This window comes from uncultured Shewanella sp. (genome assembly GCF_947491715.1).
In the GTDB taxonomy this organism is placed as follows: Bacteria; Pseudomonadota; Gammaproteobacteria; order Enterobacterales; family Shewanellaceae; genus Shewanella.
The window spans coordinates 54,792-69,742 of sequence record NZ_CANLKR010000012.1; the positions used below are offsets into that span (position 1 = coordinate 54,792).

The window sequence follows — 14,951 nt, forward strand, 5'->3', positions numbered from 1 at the left end:
TCTACATAAACTTAAGATCCGTTTATCTTTAGCGATTCTATATCACAGAGACAAGTTAAGTTTATGCGTAAATATCAATAAGACCAGTTTAGTACCTGCAGCAGCACAACATGCTTTCACTTTGGCTTATTCTTAGTATATTTGTTCAATCACTGCAGCTAATACAAAAAGGGTGCATAAAAATAGCATGATCGCCTTCAATCCCATCATAGCGAACATGCTTGCCCGCTTGCGTCAGTTTAGTGACATAGCGTTCACTTAAATAAGCTTTGGTAATGTTATCCTCAGTACCACAAATCACATGAATACATGCATGACTCGATATTTTATCAATCAATTGAAGAGGAGAAATCCTGTTTAATTGTCCAATAAACAGCGGATTAAAGGAGAACTTAAACATATCACCATGAATAGCAATAACTAAATAAGGCTGAGCCTGTACTTGATTTTCATGGATATCCAGAATGAGCGCTGTCTTATTATAAACTTGCTCATTGCTAAAACCCGATTGATTTTGATGATGCTTTTTTTGTTGAGCTGGCTTGGTTTTCCCAGTCAAGCACAACCAGATGGATTGCAAAATAGACACACCACTTCCTTGTTTAATGGTTTTTTCCTAAAAGCCACTATCCCTTTACCGAATAATCGACATATTATAAATAATAATCAGATAGTTGAAATCAAGATAATACTTCAAAATAGTTATTGTTTCCCATTGATTTCTTGCTAAATATTGCACGGATTAATGCGCTTCTCCTTTTCACTGGGTACACATTCTTTCATGTTATCAGTCAGCCATGTGCGCAAATCTATTTCACTTTTTTGTGCACTATTCTCTTTCAAGCTTAATAATACATAATCATGCCCAGATAAAGAAAACCCAAACGGCGCGACTAAATTCCCTCGCTTCAACTCATCAACAACAAAAGGATAAGATCCCATCGCCATTCCCAATCCATCTTGAGCCGCTTGAATACAAAAGTAGAAATGAGCAAAAGTCTGTTGAGCATTATTTTGCATCGTGGACCCTTTAGAAGAAAACCATTGTGACCATGCATCTAAGCGAGTTTGACTATGTAACAAAGTAATATTATCGACTTTAGACTCCATTTTCCTCCAATATGCTATTGAACATATTGGCCCAACCCACTCAGCCACTAACGGTGTTTGCTGATACTCAGCGGGAATAATAAAATCATTTCGACGAATAGCCAAAGAGGTACCATTCTTCCCTAATACCACCGCGCCTCCAGCTGTCGATAATCTCACATTCATATGAGAATGTTTTTCATTAAAGCTCACCAACCTAGGCATGAGCCAACGCATCGTTAATGTAGGCTCACAAGAGACATCAATACACTGTGCCTGCTTAGATAAGACTTCAATACCTTTATTTAACGCAGAAAAAGCTTCTTCTGTATAGGTATATAAACATTGGCCCTCAGGTGTCAATCGCATCCTATGACCTTGTCTATAAAATAAAACCTGATCTAAGTATTCCTCCAATAATTTGATTTGTTTACTGACTGCACCATGTGTAATGTGTAATATTTTTGCTGCAGCGGTAAAACTTTTCGCTGTCGCGGCGACTTGAAACACATGAAATGCTTTTAAATGTCTCATCTGTGAACTTTTCTCACACTCTATAAACAATAAATCGATTATAACTTTTCTTTTCGAGCGATAACATAGATATTCATTTTTTGACGTTTAGGAACACTATGGACATTATTAGTCTTGCCGTAATAGGCCTGCTTATTGTTATCAGCCCAGGAGCTGATTTTGTATTAATGATGAAAAATAGCCTCAATGCAGGTAGGAAAGCAGGTTTATGGACTGCACTAGGGATAAGTTTAGCCATCGTTATCCACATTGGATATTCATTACTGGGTTTAAGCTACTTGGTCACTGAAAATCAAAAACTACTCATTATTATTAAATATTTAGGGGCCATCTATTTAATTTACTTAGGCATTAAAAGTATTATTACAGCTAAGGCTCCACTTGCCCTGCCTCAGCAGGCTCAAACTCACTTACATTGTTTCCAATATTTATATCAAGGATTTTTGTGTAATTTACTTAACCCTAAAACCGTATTATTTTTCATCAGTTTATTTAGCCAATTATTTTCAAATCCTGATTATTCATGGTACTTCACTTTAAGCTATGGTGTCTATATTGCGATGTTACATTTCATTTGGTTTAGTTGCTTAACCCTATTACTCACATCCATGCCTTTAAAAACGAGATTTAATGCATTGAAAACGCACCTAAACCGATTGTGTGGCGGCACATTGATCATATTGGGAAGTTTACTTGCAATACGAATATAGTATTCTCCCTATTGATTAACCCTCATAGGGAGAATACCCTCCCTTTTACTACTTTAAAAACCATTAACAATCAACTGCTTGAATAAGAATATAGTATTAATCAAATATAAACGATCCTTATCATGACACTTAAGCGTTACCCATTATACTGATTAACATGCGTTCCATAACAAGAAGCCTGCTTCCCATTCAATGAAAACACTCTTATCTTTAATCTTATTGAGCTTGTGTACAAATAGCGCTTTCGCGAATTCAGCCAAGCATATTTTATTTTTAAGTTTTGATTATGGAGATGCCAATAACGTTAATATCTTAATCAATCATATGCCAGCCAATCATCAATACAAGGTGATCGCTATCGGTAAAGCCTATGACTTATTTGATAATAATTTATTTAACGATAACTCATTTAATAATAACTTGACTCATTCCGGCCAGTGTTTATCAAAAAAGCAAAACAACCAACTAATCGCCAATCGAAATCAATTATTGTCACAAAGCAGCTTGCATTGTTTATTCAATACAATGAAACAAGCAGATTTCACCCCCGATGCCATTGTATCGGGCATGTCCAGCGCAGCGCTGGCACAAATCATTAATGCTTACAAAAATGATACATATCATGCAAGTAGAAATAGTGATCAAAATGACAATAGCCATAAACAGGCAAGTATCATCGCCTATTATGACAACTTAGACCCTTACCCTGCACCTCCTCACTTTGTAAAAACAAACGCTCACAACCCACAAGTGCGCTACCCAGAGCATTACACCACCCCTTTTTTACATCAACTCGATTATCATGCTTTGACCGCGCTATTCATTCCAAACCAGCGTATTAAAGCCTCATTTATTCATTATTTTAACCCCAATAAATTAACCCAAGACATTCACAAGGCCATCCATATCGTGGGCAGCCCAGCCTTAATGCTATGGCAACCGCCACACCATTTAATTGACGACCACGCCTCCACAGATAAACAAGGTAAAAAAAATAAACAGACAGCGAATATACCCAATGCTAATCAGGTTACCAAAAGCCCTTTCACAACAACTTGCCCGACAGAGCAACAAATGTTAAAGCGCCTTAATATTAACCCAGCTAAAAAACGTCTCATTTTTGCGGGCGACACCTCCCAAAGTTATCAAAGCGCTTTTATACAATTCGTTAAAGCCATGACACAAATGCCCCAATATCAAGCATTAGTCACTTATCATCCAAAAACACAAGGCCGCATTGAACAAGAAGCCATAGGCAATAACAACGCACAGCACAATATTAAGCTGGTGGATCCTCACCTTATTTCGACTTATTGTTTAGCGACCCTCAGTCCTGTGTTTATTGTGCATCAATCTTCCATGGGCACCGCTGCGCTGAGCGTCCCTAAAAACGTGATTTTTATCACTAAAAACTATACCAATGATGCCATCGAACATCATTTAGCCGATAAAGCCTATCAGATTGATGATATTAAAAAGGCCATCATTAACGCATTCAACAAAAAGCCCAATAGCCACAACTTTTATACGTATTTTGGCATGCCCAAACACGCCATTGAGGCTTTCTACCTGGCACTAGAAAGCCAAATAAAAAACACATTCGTCGAACAAAACTGAACCCGATTACAGAACATACAAACGAGAAAAATGACAGTGCATAAATAAGCTTATGGCGTTTAATAGTCATTAAATCTGTCAGGCAAAACGGCAGTATAATCTGCATAAGTTAAGCTAATATTAAATAAGAATAGGCTTCATTATCAATAAAACATAAGACTGCAGCGGTCACTAACCATGAAAATACGACATCACTTTATTAGCTCACTTTTACTCATTTATTTACTAACAGCTTGCCGTTCCGATGATTTGGAACACGATCATAGGATCCAATTATCCTTAGAACATATTACCTCAAGCGAACAGGATGTAACCTATGAAGGCCCCAACCTTTCTGATAATGGAACAGAGATCATACTCAGAGGCACTTTATTTAACCAACCAGCCATTTTTTTAAGCCAATTGATTGATACAAGCTGGACCCCCCTGCAAGCAATCATTACTCCATCGACCCCTATAAACAATTCAAACGCGAAGTTTATCAGTTTTTCTAAAAATATTACGAGCCATGGTTCAATCAACTATAACGGCCCCATGGTGTATCAAGGAACCATAGTATTTGCAGCAGAACTGGATAACCTAAAAAATGGTGTTTTCTACTCAATACAGAAACAAGGAGAATGGATAACAAACGCCATTATGCAAACTGGTGATATCATTGAAAATAATAAAGTCATCAATTTAGATGCCCCCTATATTAATAAAAACAAGGTTTATTTCTTAACTTCATTAAAAACAGAAGATGAAAAAACAATCTACACTATTTTTACATTTGATATTCCATCCCAGACCCTCAATATGGTATTAACTTCAAATAATAATGATATTAGTCAGTACTGGGATATGTCATTAAACAAAATAAATTTTGCTATCAGAGGCGAAAGTCAAACAACACATGCGCAAAATATTTATTTACATGAGCAATCCAATGTATTGAAAAGTGTTTATTCAACATTATATTTACCACCAGGCACAAATAGGTATACCTTTGGCGGCCCCAGTTATTTTAGTGATAACAAACAGGAATATGTGGTTAATTTAGTGCGTTTTTACGATGTGCTCACATCAAAATATACAGCCCTTTATTCAAACATTTTCCCTAACTTCTTATGGGTTGCCACTCACGATACGATAATGGATCCCCAAACAAACAATATCAAAGACAAAATAATCGATGTAGGCAATCCAACGCTCGAAATCAATGCAAACAAAGCATGGATTGCATTTCAAGGAACAGCAACAAAGCACAAAGACCGCATAGGCATTTATGCCTCATCTGTCAATTTACACACTATTGCAAGCCTGACATCGAGAGCACCAATATTTCCAGTGATAGAACCCGATGACATATTGCAAGGAATAGGCACAGTATCACAGATTTTCCTTGGTTCAGTGAGTCTTAGACAACAAAAAATTACCGTCGCCACTCAACTCCATACCGGAGAATACGAAATACTGCTATTTCATATTGCTAATATTTAAAATAGGCTACTTTCAAGGTCGGCTTAAATGAAGTGATACTCGAGCATATTGCAGCGATAAATCATTTAATTGCGATATAATACTCTCGCCATGTTCAGCCGCTCTTTGCACAATTTCCTTTTTGGTGTTTTCTCTATCAGGGAGGCATACCATACTGTGGGAAACAATCGGCGTATTAAATATCATGCCTGTAAATTTGGCCATTTGTTCAAATGGTTTCAAAAACTCTTGCACGGTAAAGGTATTCGTTCCCCCAGTTTGATAACTTTCCTCAGGCCCGCCTATCGTCGTCGAAACCAACAATGTTTTTCCCTCTAGTTTTCGTCCTGAGCCATAAGCAAATCCACGAACAAAAACGCGATCGATCCACTCTTTTAACATACCAGGTACGTTGTACCAGTGAAAAGGGTATTGAAAAAGCACAACATCAGCATTAAGTATTGCCTGTTGCTCTGCCTCAACATTGATACTGAAATCAGGATAAAGTTGATACAGATCTCTAATTTCAACCCCATCAGCTGTTTTTAATCTATTAATAATATGGCGGTTTGCAATAGAAGTATTATTGACATCAGAGTGTACAAATATAACCAATGTTCTCATCATTTACCTCAGTTATTAACGTATTGTTTAACGTATGGCTAAGATAATCTATATTTACAATTAATATAAGTACGCACATTTTTGGTATATAGTACCCTTAAGTATACTATGGGCGTGAGAAAAAACATGAAACATACCGACTATGATTGCAACTTAGGTTGTCCCGTTGAGGCAACACTCAATACCATTGGAGGGAAGTGGAAAGGCGTCATCCTTTATCACTTACTCACCAAAACACACCGTTTTAACGAACTGGACCGATTGATGCCTAGTATTACACAACGCATGCTAACGAAACAGCTACGAGAGCTCGAAGCTGATAATGTGATTTTAAGAAAGGTCTACCCAGAAATACCACCCAAAGTCGAGTATTCTATGACGCCATATGGGCAAACATTAGCCCCTATCATCAATGCCCTACATGCTTGGGGAATTCAACATCTCGAATCAACACCGAGAAAATAATAACATGCAACCCCTAATAAAGCTGCTGCCCCTCATATGCCTCGATTGTTAAAGACTCGAGTCGATATATTGAGACTACCAACATGTATCTCTATTTATGACCATTTAGAGCGAATATATAAAGTGAATCCCCCCTCACGACTACAGTGATATGATTGAGTCCGTTTAGCTAGGGCCTGTTGAACTTTGGTGATGATTTCTGCAGCAGCTTGTGGGTTATTTATACAAGGCAGAGCTTATGCGGTGTAGTTATTCTACATAAATAAGCGATAACGCCGTAAAAAGGAGCCACAAACGCTGTCCTCATTCTTTTATAAAGCAGGATCCGGCTAAACGTGTTTTACTCTTTGTTGGGAGCCCCTTTGTTAAAGAAAGAGGGCTTAGATCACTAGCCGTCATCCCTCCCGTCGCGATTAAAACACGTTTATCTCGGACATAATTTAACCACCAAAGATCAACAGGCCCTAGTGCCCCCGTGAATACAAAGCCATTTTGTCTCGAATAAAAACGGCAGCTCTCTTGTTAGGCGATGTGACGCACAGCTGGCTCTTTATCAATAAAGTGCTCTTCAAATGCTTCAATTTCTCTATTCCAGTCTTGTTTATATAAAGCGGGAGATGTTTCAGTTAAGTGATTCCATTTTCGACATATTTTTTTAAGGAATTGATAGGGATCATCACTCACATTATTTGCAGAATGATAATGCTTAGATATTTCGATAGACAGATCCCGTTTAAGCGACGAAAACTTCGCTGCCGCATAGTGATGCTCTTTCGATCTCACATTAAAATTTAAAAACGTCGTTAACGATGCAAAAACCGGTACGAAAAGCGCTAATAACACCCTGATTGCAAAACCCCAGCTGGAATCAAACCAATCCATATTGGATTCACTTTCAGATAAAGCTGTAATCGTTGTGGCTAAAGATGCACTAAAAATGGTTGCTCCTCCCCAGATGTAATGCCACTTTCGAAAACGCACACAGGCTTTAAAATGGGCTTTTTCTACTGCACGAGTCCTTGCTAACCAGCTATTCATGACTTCAATGTGATTCAATTAACGCTCTCCCTATGACGCTTTATTTTTGATTTCCATTTAAATTAACAAACCTTTATTCTAAGGCCTCTCGATCTCCTACACCCTTTTTTCGCTTTCCACTTTCTCTATATGCCATTTGGGCTCAATATGAATGTGATGGTCTGTGAGTTTATCCATGTACGAGCCTAATTTGACTTGACTCTTCGCTGCCTTAAACGCCCCTTGACAATACTGCTGGTGGCACTGTTCATTTTTCCAAAAAGAAATCTCTAAGAAGCGATTTTTTTCTTTATTAAAGCGTGCAACAGCACCCCCTAACATACCTTCACAAGCTTGCATTGCAGGGTTCCAAACATGAATTTGATCCTGCAAAAATGCGTGTTCAGCCCATTCAGGCTCATCTGTTTTCAGCGTACGATCGGCGATGCGAATAAAGCCAATATGACCAATATGACCAATATGACCAATATGACCAAGTGCATTATGACTGATTTCAGTTTCACTAAATTCAGTATACAGTGCATGCTCAGACTCAGACTTGCTTGGCATCAAAGGATCATGAGCGCAAAGTGCTAATTCAAGCTGCAAATAGTACACTGCACAAGTTTGATAGGTCTCAGCTTGGTGATTATTATCGGCAATGGCATCGTGTTTATGGGCCATAAACCCATCAATGGCGGGCTGATCATCCCAAAAAGCCAAGATCATCGCCCGTGAATTAGCACTGGCACTTTCATTAGTGCTGGTGCTGTCACTTGCACTGGGGCCTTGTTGAACTGCCGTCCAGCCACCAAGCTGACCATTAAACCCTGCGCATTCATTGGTGGCCGCCCATGCTTCTTGGGCCACAGAAAACGCCTGTGCTTGCCCTTTTAAGGGCAACACGTCTATCCATTTTATGATCATCTTTATCCCTGTTATTGAGACGTCTCTTATAGCTTACACATTACTTATTGGAAAAAGCCATTGTTAGAGCCCCGATATTACATAGTCTCCCAGAGCATTAATGTGAAGTGAGTTTATTGTCACAATGGCCTCTCGATTTAAGGCACCGTATAAATGCGGATAAAGCTCCGTGGCCTTATTCCGCTCGGGGCTCCTATCTTGCTCAAGGCTGTCTGACTCCGTGCTGGCAGCTAGATCAGTGCTTAGGCCCACAGCGGGCTCATCGACAACTTTGGCGGTTAATCTCTCAGGTGTGATTTCAACTAAGTAAAGTCCAACCTGCTGTAACCCCTCTCCTTTATTGAGTACACCCGCTTTCAAAAAAGGTGGCACAAAAAATTGCTGAATAATAAAAGGCAGCTGCTCCTTATAGGCTAAATGAATAAAGCCATCAAGGGCTAATGAGTCGGGCTCGTACCGTTCACTCGTTTTAAGTTGTTCGAGATCGGCTTGCTGAATTAAATGATAAAGCGGTTTCATATTGATGACTTCCTTAAAACTCAGGTCTAAATGATCCAAGGCCGTGGTATGTAGTGGTGCAGTAATGATAACGACCAGCCCATAAAAAAAGGGTTATTGGCTAGGCTCAACCCATAAACCCTTGTGGATGTTGTTTACCCTGATCTGCGACACTATCCCACGGCGCTTTAGAGTCAACCCAAATATGGTGAGCAACACCTAACGACTCGGCGCCCTCTGTTAATAATCCCACGGGAATATACATGCGCTCATCATCATTCATTCCAGGTAAATTTGAGCCACAGGTTGGACAAAATGATGTTTCCCAATCATGATCGGGTTTACGCCAAGTCTTAAGGCTATTGGCCCCTTTTAACCAACAAAAATCTTGTTTATTCACCACAATCACCGCAATACCATTTGTGCCAGTGGCTCGACGACAAATAGAGCAATGGCAGATATAAATATCCGACGTTGATGTCGACACCTCAAACATCACTTCCTTGCAGTTACACGCACCTTTCATCACTCTTTTAAGTGCTTTCTCATCGTGCGCCATCTAATTTGTCCGTATGTTTAGGATGCGAAATACTGTGCAAGCTTGGCTGCGGGGTAATGGTCATGACTTTAATGCCTTTGGGGGATTCAAAGCGATGCCACACCCCTTGAGGCACTACCATCATTTGCCCGCTGGTCAACAAGTGACTTTGGTCTCTGCCATCAAGCCATAAGACTAAGTGTGTCTCTCCCTCCATCACCTGCACAAACTCATCCCCTTGTGGATGTTGCTCCCACTCACTAAAGCCTGAATAGTCGGTCACATAAACCCCACCATCTCGGTATGTAGACAATAATGCCGATGCGCCTTGCATCTCTTCATCGGTAATTTCTGGGGTTCTGCCTTGAAAGCGTTTCACGGTTGAAAAAGCATCTAAGATATTGATGGGCGCAGGGTTGGGTTTATGCGCTTGTTTAAGCTCTGATATAGGTTTAGACATTAAAAACGACTCCATTCGATTATGACAAATATTTATGGTTTAAGGTTTAAGGTTTATGCTTATCTTTATTAAGCGCTTACTGATTTTCCTCATCATAACGCTTAAGCATAAAAAAACGACCAGGGCTTTTTGCAAATCCTGGAACAGTACCGATAATATCAAAACCCATTTTTTGATAAAAAATCGGCGCTTGAAACGATAAGGTATCGAGCTGGGCCGCTAAACAATCTCGCCTCTTAGCCTCATTTTCAGCTTGCATCATTAACTGACGCCCTAACCCTGAGCCTCGATGCGCTTCATCCACCCAAACGATATTGATCAAAAAATTCTGATAAATCGTCACACCCGCAACGCCGCCGATAAGCTTACCCTCGCAGTCCCGAGCTACCACCATCAAAGGCTTCGTTTTTTCATCACCCAGGTGTTCAACATTGTATTGGCGCAGACCACTGATGAGCGCTTCCAGTACAGCGGGATTATCCTCGAGAATGACCTGCATGGCTATACTACTTGCTTCCATTTTTAACGACTTCCTTTTGTTTTTATTATTTATTTTTATTGCTATTTTCAATATGGTACGGGCCGTTGATACTCGCTATTTTCATTTTAGTATTCAGTAATCAATCAGCTCTAGTATCCACTTTACCCTTTAACCGCCACTAACACACCTGTCGACACCATAATACTACCCGCTGTTTTATTGATCACATTGAAAGTATTAGATGATTTAAAAATGCCTTTGGCTTTCACTGCCATAAACGCATAGCCTAAGTTAACGCTGCCAAACGCAACCGTTGCCGCCAACATAATGAGTCCCGCATCAAAAACAGACACGGTATCAATACTGACAAATGCTGGAAAGAAACCCACATAAAATAAAATCGCCTTTGGATTTCCTAAGGTGACGATTAATCCCGTCATAAAACTTGATTTCAATGATGATTGAGCATTTGCTTCCACATCCATTTTGGTGGCCCTTGATGAGAGTAATTTATACCCCAACCAGATAAGATACACTGCGCTTACATATTTTATAACGATAAACGCTGTCCCCATGACTGTCGATAAAGCCGATAAGCCAAATAGTGCCAACACGATAAAAAGGTAATCGGCCACGAGCATTCCCATTGTCATCGCGACTCCCCGAGAAAACCCCGACGAGAAAGCACGAGCAATAATTGCAAACACACCTGGACCTGGCACAATCGCCAACAGTAACATGGCCCCCATTAACGTGAATAAACTGATAATAGACATGACAGTATTCCTTTTTACATCTTATTATATTGATAATATAGAAAATAATTTCAAGGATTATTCGCAAAAAACACGCATCTACTCTTTGATAAGATACATGCCTTCACTCTCAGGACGGCTCAGTTTAAAACCAAACTTTTTATATAGCGCGGGCACATCAGCCATTAAGGTGATATAGGCTGTCGGCAACGCTTCACGCTCAAGATAATCCATAATCGATTGCATGATCAAGCGGCCAAAACCCTGACCTTGATAATCAGGATCCACGGCAACATCGACAATATCGAAATTCAAGGCGCCATCTCCCACTACTCGCCCCATGCCCACTGTCAGCTCGTTAATCACAATCTGCACACCAAATAAACTCTTGGGTAGCCCTTTTTCAACCGCTTCATACAGGCGTGGGCTTAATCCTGAGACTTGCCTTAATCGAATAAAGTCATTCACTGAAGCGACCTGTTCTACAACTTGAATCATAATATTTCCCTATATTTTATAATATGTTAATTCCATTAAACGATAATTTTACCTTTCAATGTGGTGACGGCTTGCCCAATCAAATTCACGTGTTCATTCGACAAGACTTCCATTTCAACAACGCCACCGCGTTGAGATGCTTGATAGCCCTTTAAACACGCTTTATTCAACTTTTCTTGCCAATAAACAGCAAGAGCGCAATGGGCTGACCCCGTTACAGGATCTTCATTGACCCCCACCCAAGGGGCAAAATAGCGAGAGCAAAAATGGTAGTCAGTGTTTGCAGCATCATTTTTCGCTGTCACAATAACACCTCGGCCCGGTAGCCGCTTTAAACTCTCAAAATTCGGTCTCAATGCCCGCACGATCTGCTCATCATTCACTTCAATTAACCCTTTACCATCAAAACCGCAGTAACTGACCACTTGATCAGATTGAATACCTAACGAAGTCATTAACACACCATCATTATCAAGTGAAAAATCAAGCCTCGGGGCCGGAAACAACATGGAAATGCTATCAGGCTTAATCGCTACCTTTAAAGGCCCTGATAGAGTATTAAAACGCATTTCATCACCGACATCGAGCACACCGGTTTCCTGTAAAATATGCACCACAGATAAGGTACCATGGCCACATAAACTCACTTCCACTTGCGGCGTAAACCAACGTAAAGTGAGATCACTTAAAGAGAGAAAAGCCGTTTCCGACACCGCCATTTCAGCAGCGATTGCCAGCATTAGACGCTCATCTAACCCTTTTTCGGTGATACACACGCCTGCAGGATTACCTTTAAATCGTTCAGATGTAAAAGCATCTACTTGGTAAATGGCTAATTCCAATATGATAACTCCAAGCTATTAATCGAGTGAATAAACAACAAACACAAGGCACTTCAAAACAAAGGTAAACTTAACGCTTTCGATGATCCAATGCTCTTCTTCTAGCCCGTTTTTTCTGGGCCGCTTTAGTATTTTTATAATCCACAGGTGTGCTTTTAGTGAGATCCGGCTCAAAACCCGTCAGCCATTGCTGGGGCAGACGGGTATCTAATAAGGTTTCAATTTGTTCAAGCAATAAGGCATCTTCTTCGCTGTATAAGGTGATCGCTCGACCTGTGTTACCCGCTCGCCCCGTCCGCCCAATTCGATGCACATAATCCTCAGCATTAAATGGCAGTTCATAATTAAAAACGAATGCAAGGGCATTGATATTCAACCCCCGCGCCGCCACGTCAGTGGCGACCAACACTTGAGTGTCAGCTTGTTTAAATTGCGTTAATACTTGCTCGCGCACACTTTGTGATAAATCCCCATGAAGTGCTTGTGCTAAAATGCCTTGTTGTTGTAATGCCTGCACTAATGTATCCACCCCTTGCTTCTTTCGGCAAAAGATTAACGCTTGCGGCGCACGATCAAGATGATCCACTGGATTATTTAGCTTGATTTTATTAAGCAAATTTTTATTAAACAGGTTTTTATTCAGCAAGTGACTAATAATGGAGATTTTTTTATCGCTATCCACTTGATAAACAACTTGCTCAACTTGACTCGCCACCCTATTTTTTTCAGCCATTTCTATCAATGTTGGCTTATTAAGCCATTTTTGACTCAAGCTATAGACAGACGGATTAAAGGTGGCTGAAAACAGTAAGGTTTGCCTCTTTTTATTCATAGCCGTTTTAGGCAAGGCTTTAAGGATCTTATTAATATCGTCTTTAAAACCTAAATCCAACATGCGATCCGCTTCATCCAGCACCAAAAAGTCCAAGGCATTGAGCTGTAAATTGCCTCTGCTCAGATGATCCAATAACCGGCCCGGTGTTGCCACAATAATATCAATGCCCTCAGCTAACACTGCTGCCTGCTTATCAATACTGACGCCACCATAAATGAGTGCACTGCGTAAACCTAAGCCGCCTTGATGCTCAGCGCTATCCTTCACTGTTGATGACTCTGGATCTTGCGCATAAGTATCAACACTCTTATGGACTTGCATAGCCAATTCTCTTGTCGGCGTTAAGATTAATGCACCAACTGCCTGTTTCTTTTGCTGGCACTCGCCGTTCACACCGTGACTAATACTCTTATCAGCACTATTATCAACACTTTTATCAGCACTACTATCAAAAGCTCTGCGGGACGAGACTAAATGTTGCAAAATCGGTAACGTAAAAGCGGCGGTCTTTCCCGTGCCCGTTTGGGCTTTTCCCATCACATCCTGCCCTGCTAATATGGCAGGAATAGCCAATGATTGAATAGGTGTTGGCTCCGTATAACCCAAAGATGATAAACGACTGACAAGCTCAGGCATTAACCCTATTGATGAAAAAGACATAAAAGTTGACCAATAAAAAAGCGCTAAAAAATAACGCTTATTCTATCATTACAATCTACAAAGGCATAAATATTGAGGATTAAAAACTCGCACCATCGACTTTTCTCACCGCAATGCTTTGAACCTGTTCGCTTTCAAATAAGCGGAAATTGACTCCCACACGGTCCATCTCGGCCTTAGGACGACAGGTATAATGCGTGATGCACCCACATTGACTACAACGATGAAAATCAATATATTCATCTCCCCAGCAATAGGTTTGCAAAGGCTCAGTGTTGACAGTAACAGAAACTTGGGCTTGTGGGTAATAGCCCCAAAGAGCGGCCGTTCTTCGGCAAATTGAGCAATTGCAACTTGTTAGGGTGTCGGGCAATGCGTCGACTTCAACGTGAACATTGCCGCAATGGCAGGAGGCTGTTGGCATATTAATTTCCTTATTCACTGATATTATTAAGAGTCCTTTAGTATTCGGCACTCATTTACAATAAACGAAAAACAACTGTATATACATACAGCTTCAGAGTCAATAATGATTTTACTTTTACCTGCTGCATCACAATCTTGCCCCCTATTGAATCGATCTAGCTTGCATGAGCCCACACAGCAAACTCATTACCGCTTGGCTCAGTGAAGTGAAAGCGTCTGCCTCCAGGAAATGAAAATATCGGTTTAATCACCTTTCCACCTGATTTAATAATTTTATCTTGCGTTTCTTCTAAGTTTTCACTAAAAAACACCATCAAGGCACTGCCATTAGTTGTTGATGCATGTAACTCTGAACGAAAGAAGCCTCCTCTAAGGCCCGCATTATCAAAGGCAGTATAATCTGGCCCAAAATCTTCAAAAGTCCAAGCAAATACTTGACTAAAAAAAGCCTTGGTCGCCGCTAAATCTGTTGCTGAAAACTCAATATAATCCATTTTCTCATGTTGACTCATAT

The 14,951-nt window shown here is 40.2% G+C and carries 19 protein-coding genes; 4 read left to right on the plus strand and 15 right to left on the minus strand.

All coding sequences use genetic code 11. From position 1 onward, the window contains the following. Positions 1 to 145 precede the first annotated feature (145 nt). Both Q0779_RS10390 and Q0779_RS10395 read right to left on the minus strand, forming a co-directional pair. Complete coding sequence (locus Q0779_RS10390; RefSeq protein ID WP_298772322.1) at positions 146 to 589, minus strand: hypothetical protein; 444 nt, start codon at positions 587 to 589, stop codon at positions 146 to 148. A gap of 137 nt (positions 590 to 726) precedes the next feature. Then, positions 727 to 1,623, minus strand: coding sequence for a LysR family transcriptional regulator (locus Q0779_RS10395; RefSeq protein ID WP_298772324.1), 897 nt, complete (start codon positions 1,621 to 1,623; stop codon positions 727 to 729). 98 nt (positions 1,624 to 1,721) lie between these two features. Between Q0779_RS10395 and Q0779_RS10400 the strand changes: the two genes are divergently transcribed. The 3 genes from Q0779_RS10400 to Q0779_RS10410 all read left to right on the plus strand — a co-directional run bounded on the left by Q0779_RS10400 (position 1,722) and on the right by Q0779_RS10410 (position 5,432). Continuing rightward, complete coding sequence (locus tag Q0779_RS10400) at positions 1,722 to 2,333, plus strand: LysE family translocator (protein WP_298772326.1); 612 nt, start codon at positions 1,722 to 1,724, stop codon at positions 2,331 to 2,333. Positions 2,334 to 2,525: 192 nt separating this feature from the next. Next, entirely contained in the window at positions 2,526 to 3,950 is a 1,425-nt protein-coding gene (locus tag Q0779_RS10405) for a hypothetical protein (RefSeq protein ID WP_298772328.1), read from the plus strand. A 177-nt stretch (positions 3,951 to 4,127) separates the two neighbouring features. Further along, positions 4,128 to 5,432, plus strand: a complete 1,305-nt coding sequence (locus Q0779_RS10410) for a hypothetical protein (RefSeq protein WP_298772330.1) — start codon at positions 4,128 to 4,130, stop codon at positions 5,430 to 5,432. 12 nt (positions 5,433 to 5,444) lie between these two features. Here Q0779_RS10410 and Q0779_RS10415 read toward each other — a convergent pair whose 3' ends face one another. Beyond that, on the minus strand, positions 5,445 to 6,038 hold the full coding sequence (locus Q0779_RS10415) for an NAD(P)H-dependent oxidoreductase (RefSeq protein WP_298772332.1): 594 nt from the start codon (positions 6,036 to 6,038) through the stop codon (positions 5,445 to 5,447). 123 nt (positions 6,039 to 6,161) lie between these two features. Here Q0779_RS10415 and Q0779_RS10420 point away from each other — a divergent pair, with 123 nt between their 5' ends. Then, complete coding sequence (locus Q0779_RS10420; RefSeq protein ID WP_298772334.1) at positions 6,162 to 6,500, plus strand: helix-turn-helix domain-containing protein; 339 nt, start codon at positions 6,162 to 6,164, stop codon at positions 6,498 to 6,500. A gap of 522 nt (positions 6,501 to 7,022) precedes the next feature. On the opposite strand, the gene Q0779_RS10425 is transcribed toward Q0779_RS10420, so the two are convergent. The 12 genes from Q0779_RS10425 to Q0779_RS10480 all read right to left on the minus strand — a co-directional run bounded on the left by Q0779_RS10425 (position 7,023) and on the right by Q0779_RS10480 (position 14,949). Then, positions 7,023 to 7,556 (minus strand): SLATT domain-containing protein, encoded by a 534-nt coding sequence (locus Q0779_RS10425; protein ID WP_298772336.1) that lies wholly within the window; start codon positions 7,554 to 7,556, stop codon positions 7,023 to 7,025. 78 nt (positions 7,557 to 7,634) lie between these two features. Further along, complete coding sequence (locus tag Q0779_RS10430) at positions 7,635 to 8,444, minus strand: DUF4937 domain-containing protein (protein ID WP_298772338.1); 810 nt, start codon at positions 8,442 to 8,444, stop codon at positions 7,635 to 7,637. Between the two features lie 63 nt (positions 8,445 to 8,507). Continuing rightward, positions 8,508 to 8,963 (minus strand): DUF952 domain-containing protein, encoded by a 456-nt coding sequence (locus Q0779_RS10435; protein ID WP_298772340.1) that lies wholly within the window; start codon positions 8,961 to 8,963, stop codon positions 8,508 to 8,510. A gap of 106 nt (positions 8,964 to 9,069) precedes the next feature. Next, positions 9,070 to 9,501 (minus strand): GFA family protein, encoded by a 432-nt coding sequence (locus Q0779_RS10440; RefSeq protein WP_298772342.1) that lies wholly within the window; start codon positions 9,499 to 9,501, stop codon positions 9,070 to 9,072. Further along, positions 9,488 to 9,940, minus strand: coding sequence for a cupin domain-containing protein (locus Q0779_RS10445; protein ID WP_298772343.1), 453 nt, complete (start codon positions 9,938 to 9,940; stop codon positions 9,488 to 9,490). The genes Q0779_RS10440 and Q0779_RS10445 overlap by 14 nt, the downstream gene beginning before the upstream one ends. Before the next feature lie 76 nt (positions 9,941 to 10,016). Then, positions 10,017 to 10,445 carry a GNAT family N-acetyltransferase gene (locus Q0779_RS10450; protein WP_298772450.1) on the minus strand — a complete coding sequence of 143 codons (429 nt, stop codon included), beginning with the start codon at positions 10,443 to 10,445 and terminating at the stop codon, positions 10,017 to 10,019. 137 nt (positions 10,446 to 10,582) lie between these two features. Next, complete coding sequence (locus tag Q0779_RS10455; RefSeq protein ID WP_298772345.1) at positions 10,583 to 11,197, minus strand: LysE family translocator; 615 nt, start codon at positions 11,195 to 11,197, stop codon at positions 10,583 to 10,585. Positions 11,198 to 11,275: 78 nt separating this feature from the next. After that, on the minus strand, positions 11,276 to 11,674 hold the full coding sequence (locus tag Q0779_RS10460; RefSeq protein ID WP_298772346.1) for a GNAT family N-acetyltransferase: 399 nt from the start codon (positions 11,672 to 11,674) through the stop codon (positions 11,276 to 11,278). Positions 11,675 to 11,709: 35 nt separating this feature from the next. Continuing rightward, positions 11,710 to 12,516 carry a PhzF family phenazine biosynthesis protein gene (locus Q0779_RS10465; RefSeq protein ID WP_298772349.1) on the minus strand — a complete coding sequence of 269 codons (807 nt, stop codon included), beginning with the start codon at positions 12,514 to 12,516 and terminating at the stop codon, positions 11,710 to 11,712. A 70-nt stretch (positions 12,517 to 12,586) separates the two neighbouring features. After that, complete coding sequence (locus Q0779_RS10470; protein WP_298772351.1) at positions 12,587 to 14,011, minus strand: DEAD/DEAH box helicase; 1,425 nt, start codon at positions 14,009 to 14,011, stop codon at positions 12,587 to 12,589. A gap of 79 nt (positions 14,012 to 14,090) precedes the next feature. Next, entirely contained in the window at positions 14,091 to 14,435 is a 345-nt protein-coding gene (locus tag Q0779_RS10475) for an aldehyde-activating protein (protein ID WP_298772354.1), read from the minus strand. Between the two features lie 157 nt (positions 14,436 to 14,592). Next, complete coding sequence (locus Q0779_RS10480) at positions 14,593 to 14,949, minus strand: VOC family protein (protein ID WP_298772356.1); 357 nt, start codon at positions 14,947 to 14,949, stop codon at positions 14,593 to 14,595. Between the last annotated feature and the right edge of the window lie 2 nt (positions 14,950 to 14,951).

Coding starts and splice junctions, on each gene's coding strand:
- Q0779_RS10395 (WP_298772324.1), bottom strand. CDS start 1,623: ATGAGACATTTAAAAGCATTTCATGTGTTTCAAGTCGCCGCGACAGCG.
- Q0779_RS10400 (WP_298772326.1), top strand. CDS start 1,722: ATGGACATTATTAGTCTTGCCGTAATAGGCCTGCTTATTGTTATCAGC.
- Q0779_RS10405 (WP_298772328.1), top strand. CDS start 2,526: ATGAAAACACTCTTATCTTTAATCTTATTGAGCTTGTGTACAAATAGC.
- Q0779_RS10410 (WP_298772330.1), top strand. CDS start 4,128: ATGAAAATACGACATCACTTTATTAGCTCACTTTTACTCATTTATTTA.
- Q0779_RS10415 (WP_298772332.1), bottom strand. CDS start 6,038: ATGATGAGAACATTGGTTATATTTGTACACTCTGATGTCAATAATACT.
- Q0779_RS10420 (WP_298772334.1), top strand. CDS start 6,162: ATGAAACATACCGACTATGATTGCAACTTAGGTTGTCCCGTTGAGGCA.
- Q0779_RS10430 (WP_298772338.1), bottom strand. CDS start 8,444: ATGATCATAAAATGGATAGACGTGTTGCCCTTAAAAGGGCAAGCACAG.
- Q0779_RS10435 (WP_298772340.1), bottom strand. CDS start 8,963: ATGAAACCGCTTTATCATTTAATTCAGCAAGCCGATCTCGAACAACTT.
- Q0779_RS10440 (WP_298772342.1), bottom strand. CDS start 9,501: ATGGCGCACGATGAGAAAGCACTTAAAAGAGTGATGAAAGGTGCGTGT.
- Q0779_RS10445 (WP_298772343.1), bottom strand. CDS start 9,940: ATGTCTAAACCTATATCAGAGCTTAAACAAGCGCATAAACCCAACCCT.
- Q0779_RS10455 (WP_298772345.1), bottom strand. CDS start 11,197: ATGTCTATTATCAGTTTATTCACGTTAATGGGGGCCATGTTACTGTTG.
- Q0779_RS10460 (WP_298772346.1), bottom strand. CDS start 11,674: ATGATTCAAGTTGTAGAACAGGTCGCTTCAGTGAATGACTTTATTCGA.
- Q0779_RS10470 (WP_298772351.1), bottom strand. CDS start 14,011: ATGTCTTTTTCATCAATAGGGTTAATGCCTGAGCTTGTCAGTCGTTTA.
- Q0779_RS10475 (WP_298772354.1), bottom strand. CDS start 14,435: ATGCCAACAGCCTCCTGCCATTGCGGCAATGTTCACGTTGAAGTCGAC.
- Q0779_RS10480 (WP_298772356.1), bottom strand. CDS start 14,949: ATGAGTCAACATGAGAAAATGGATTATATTGAGTTTTCAGCAACAGAT.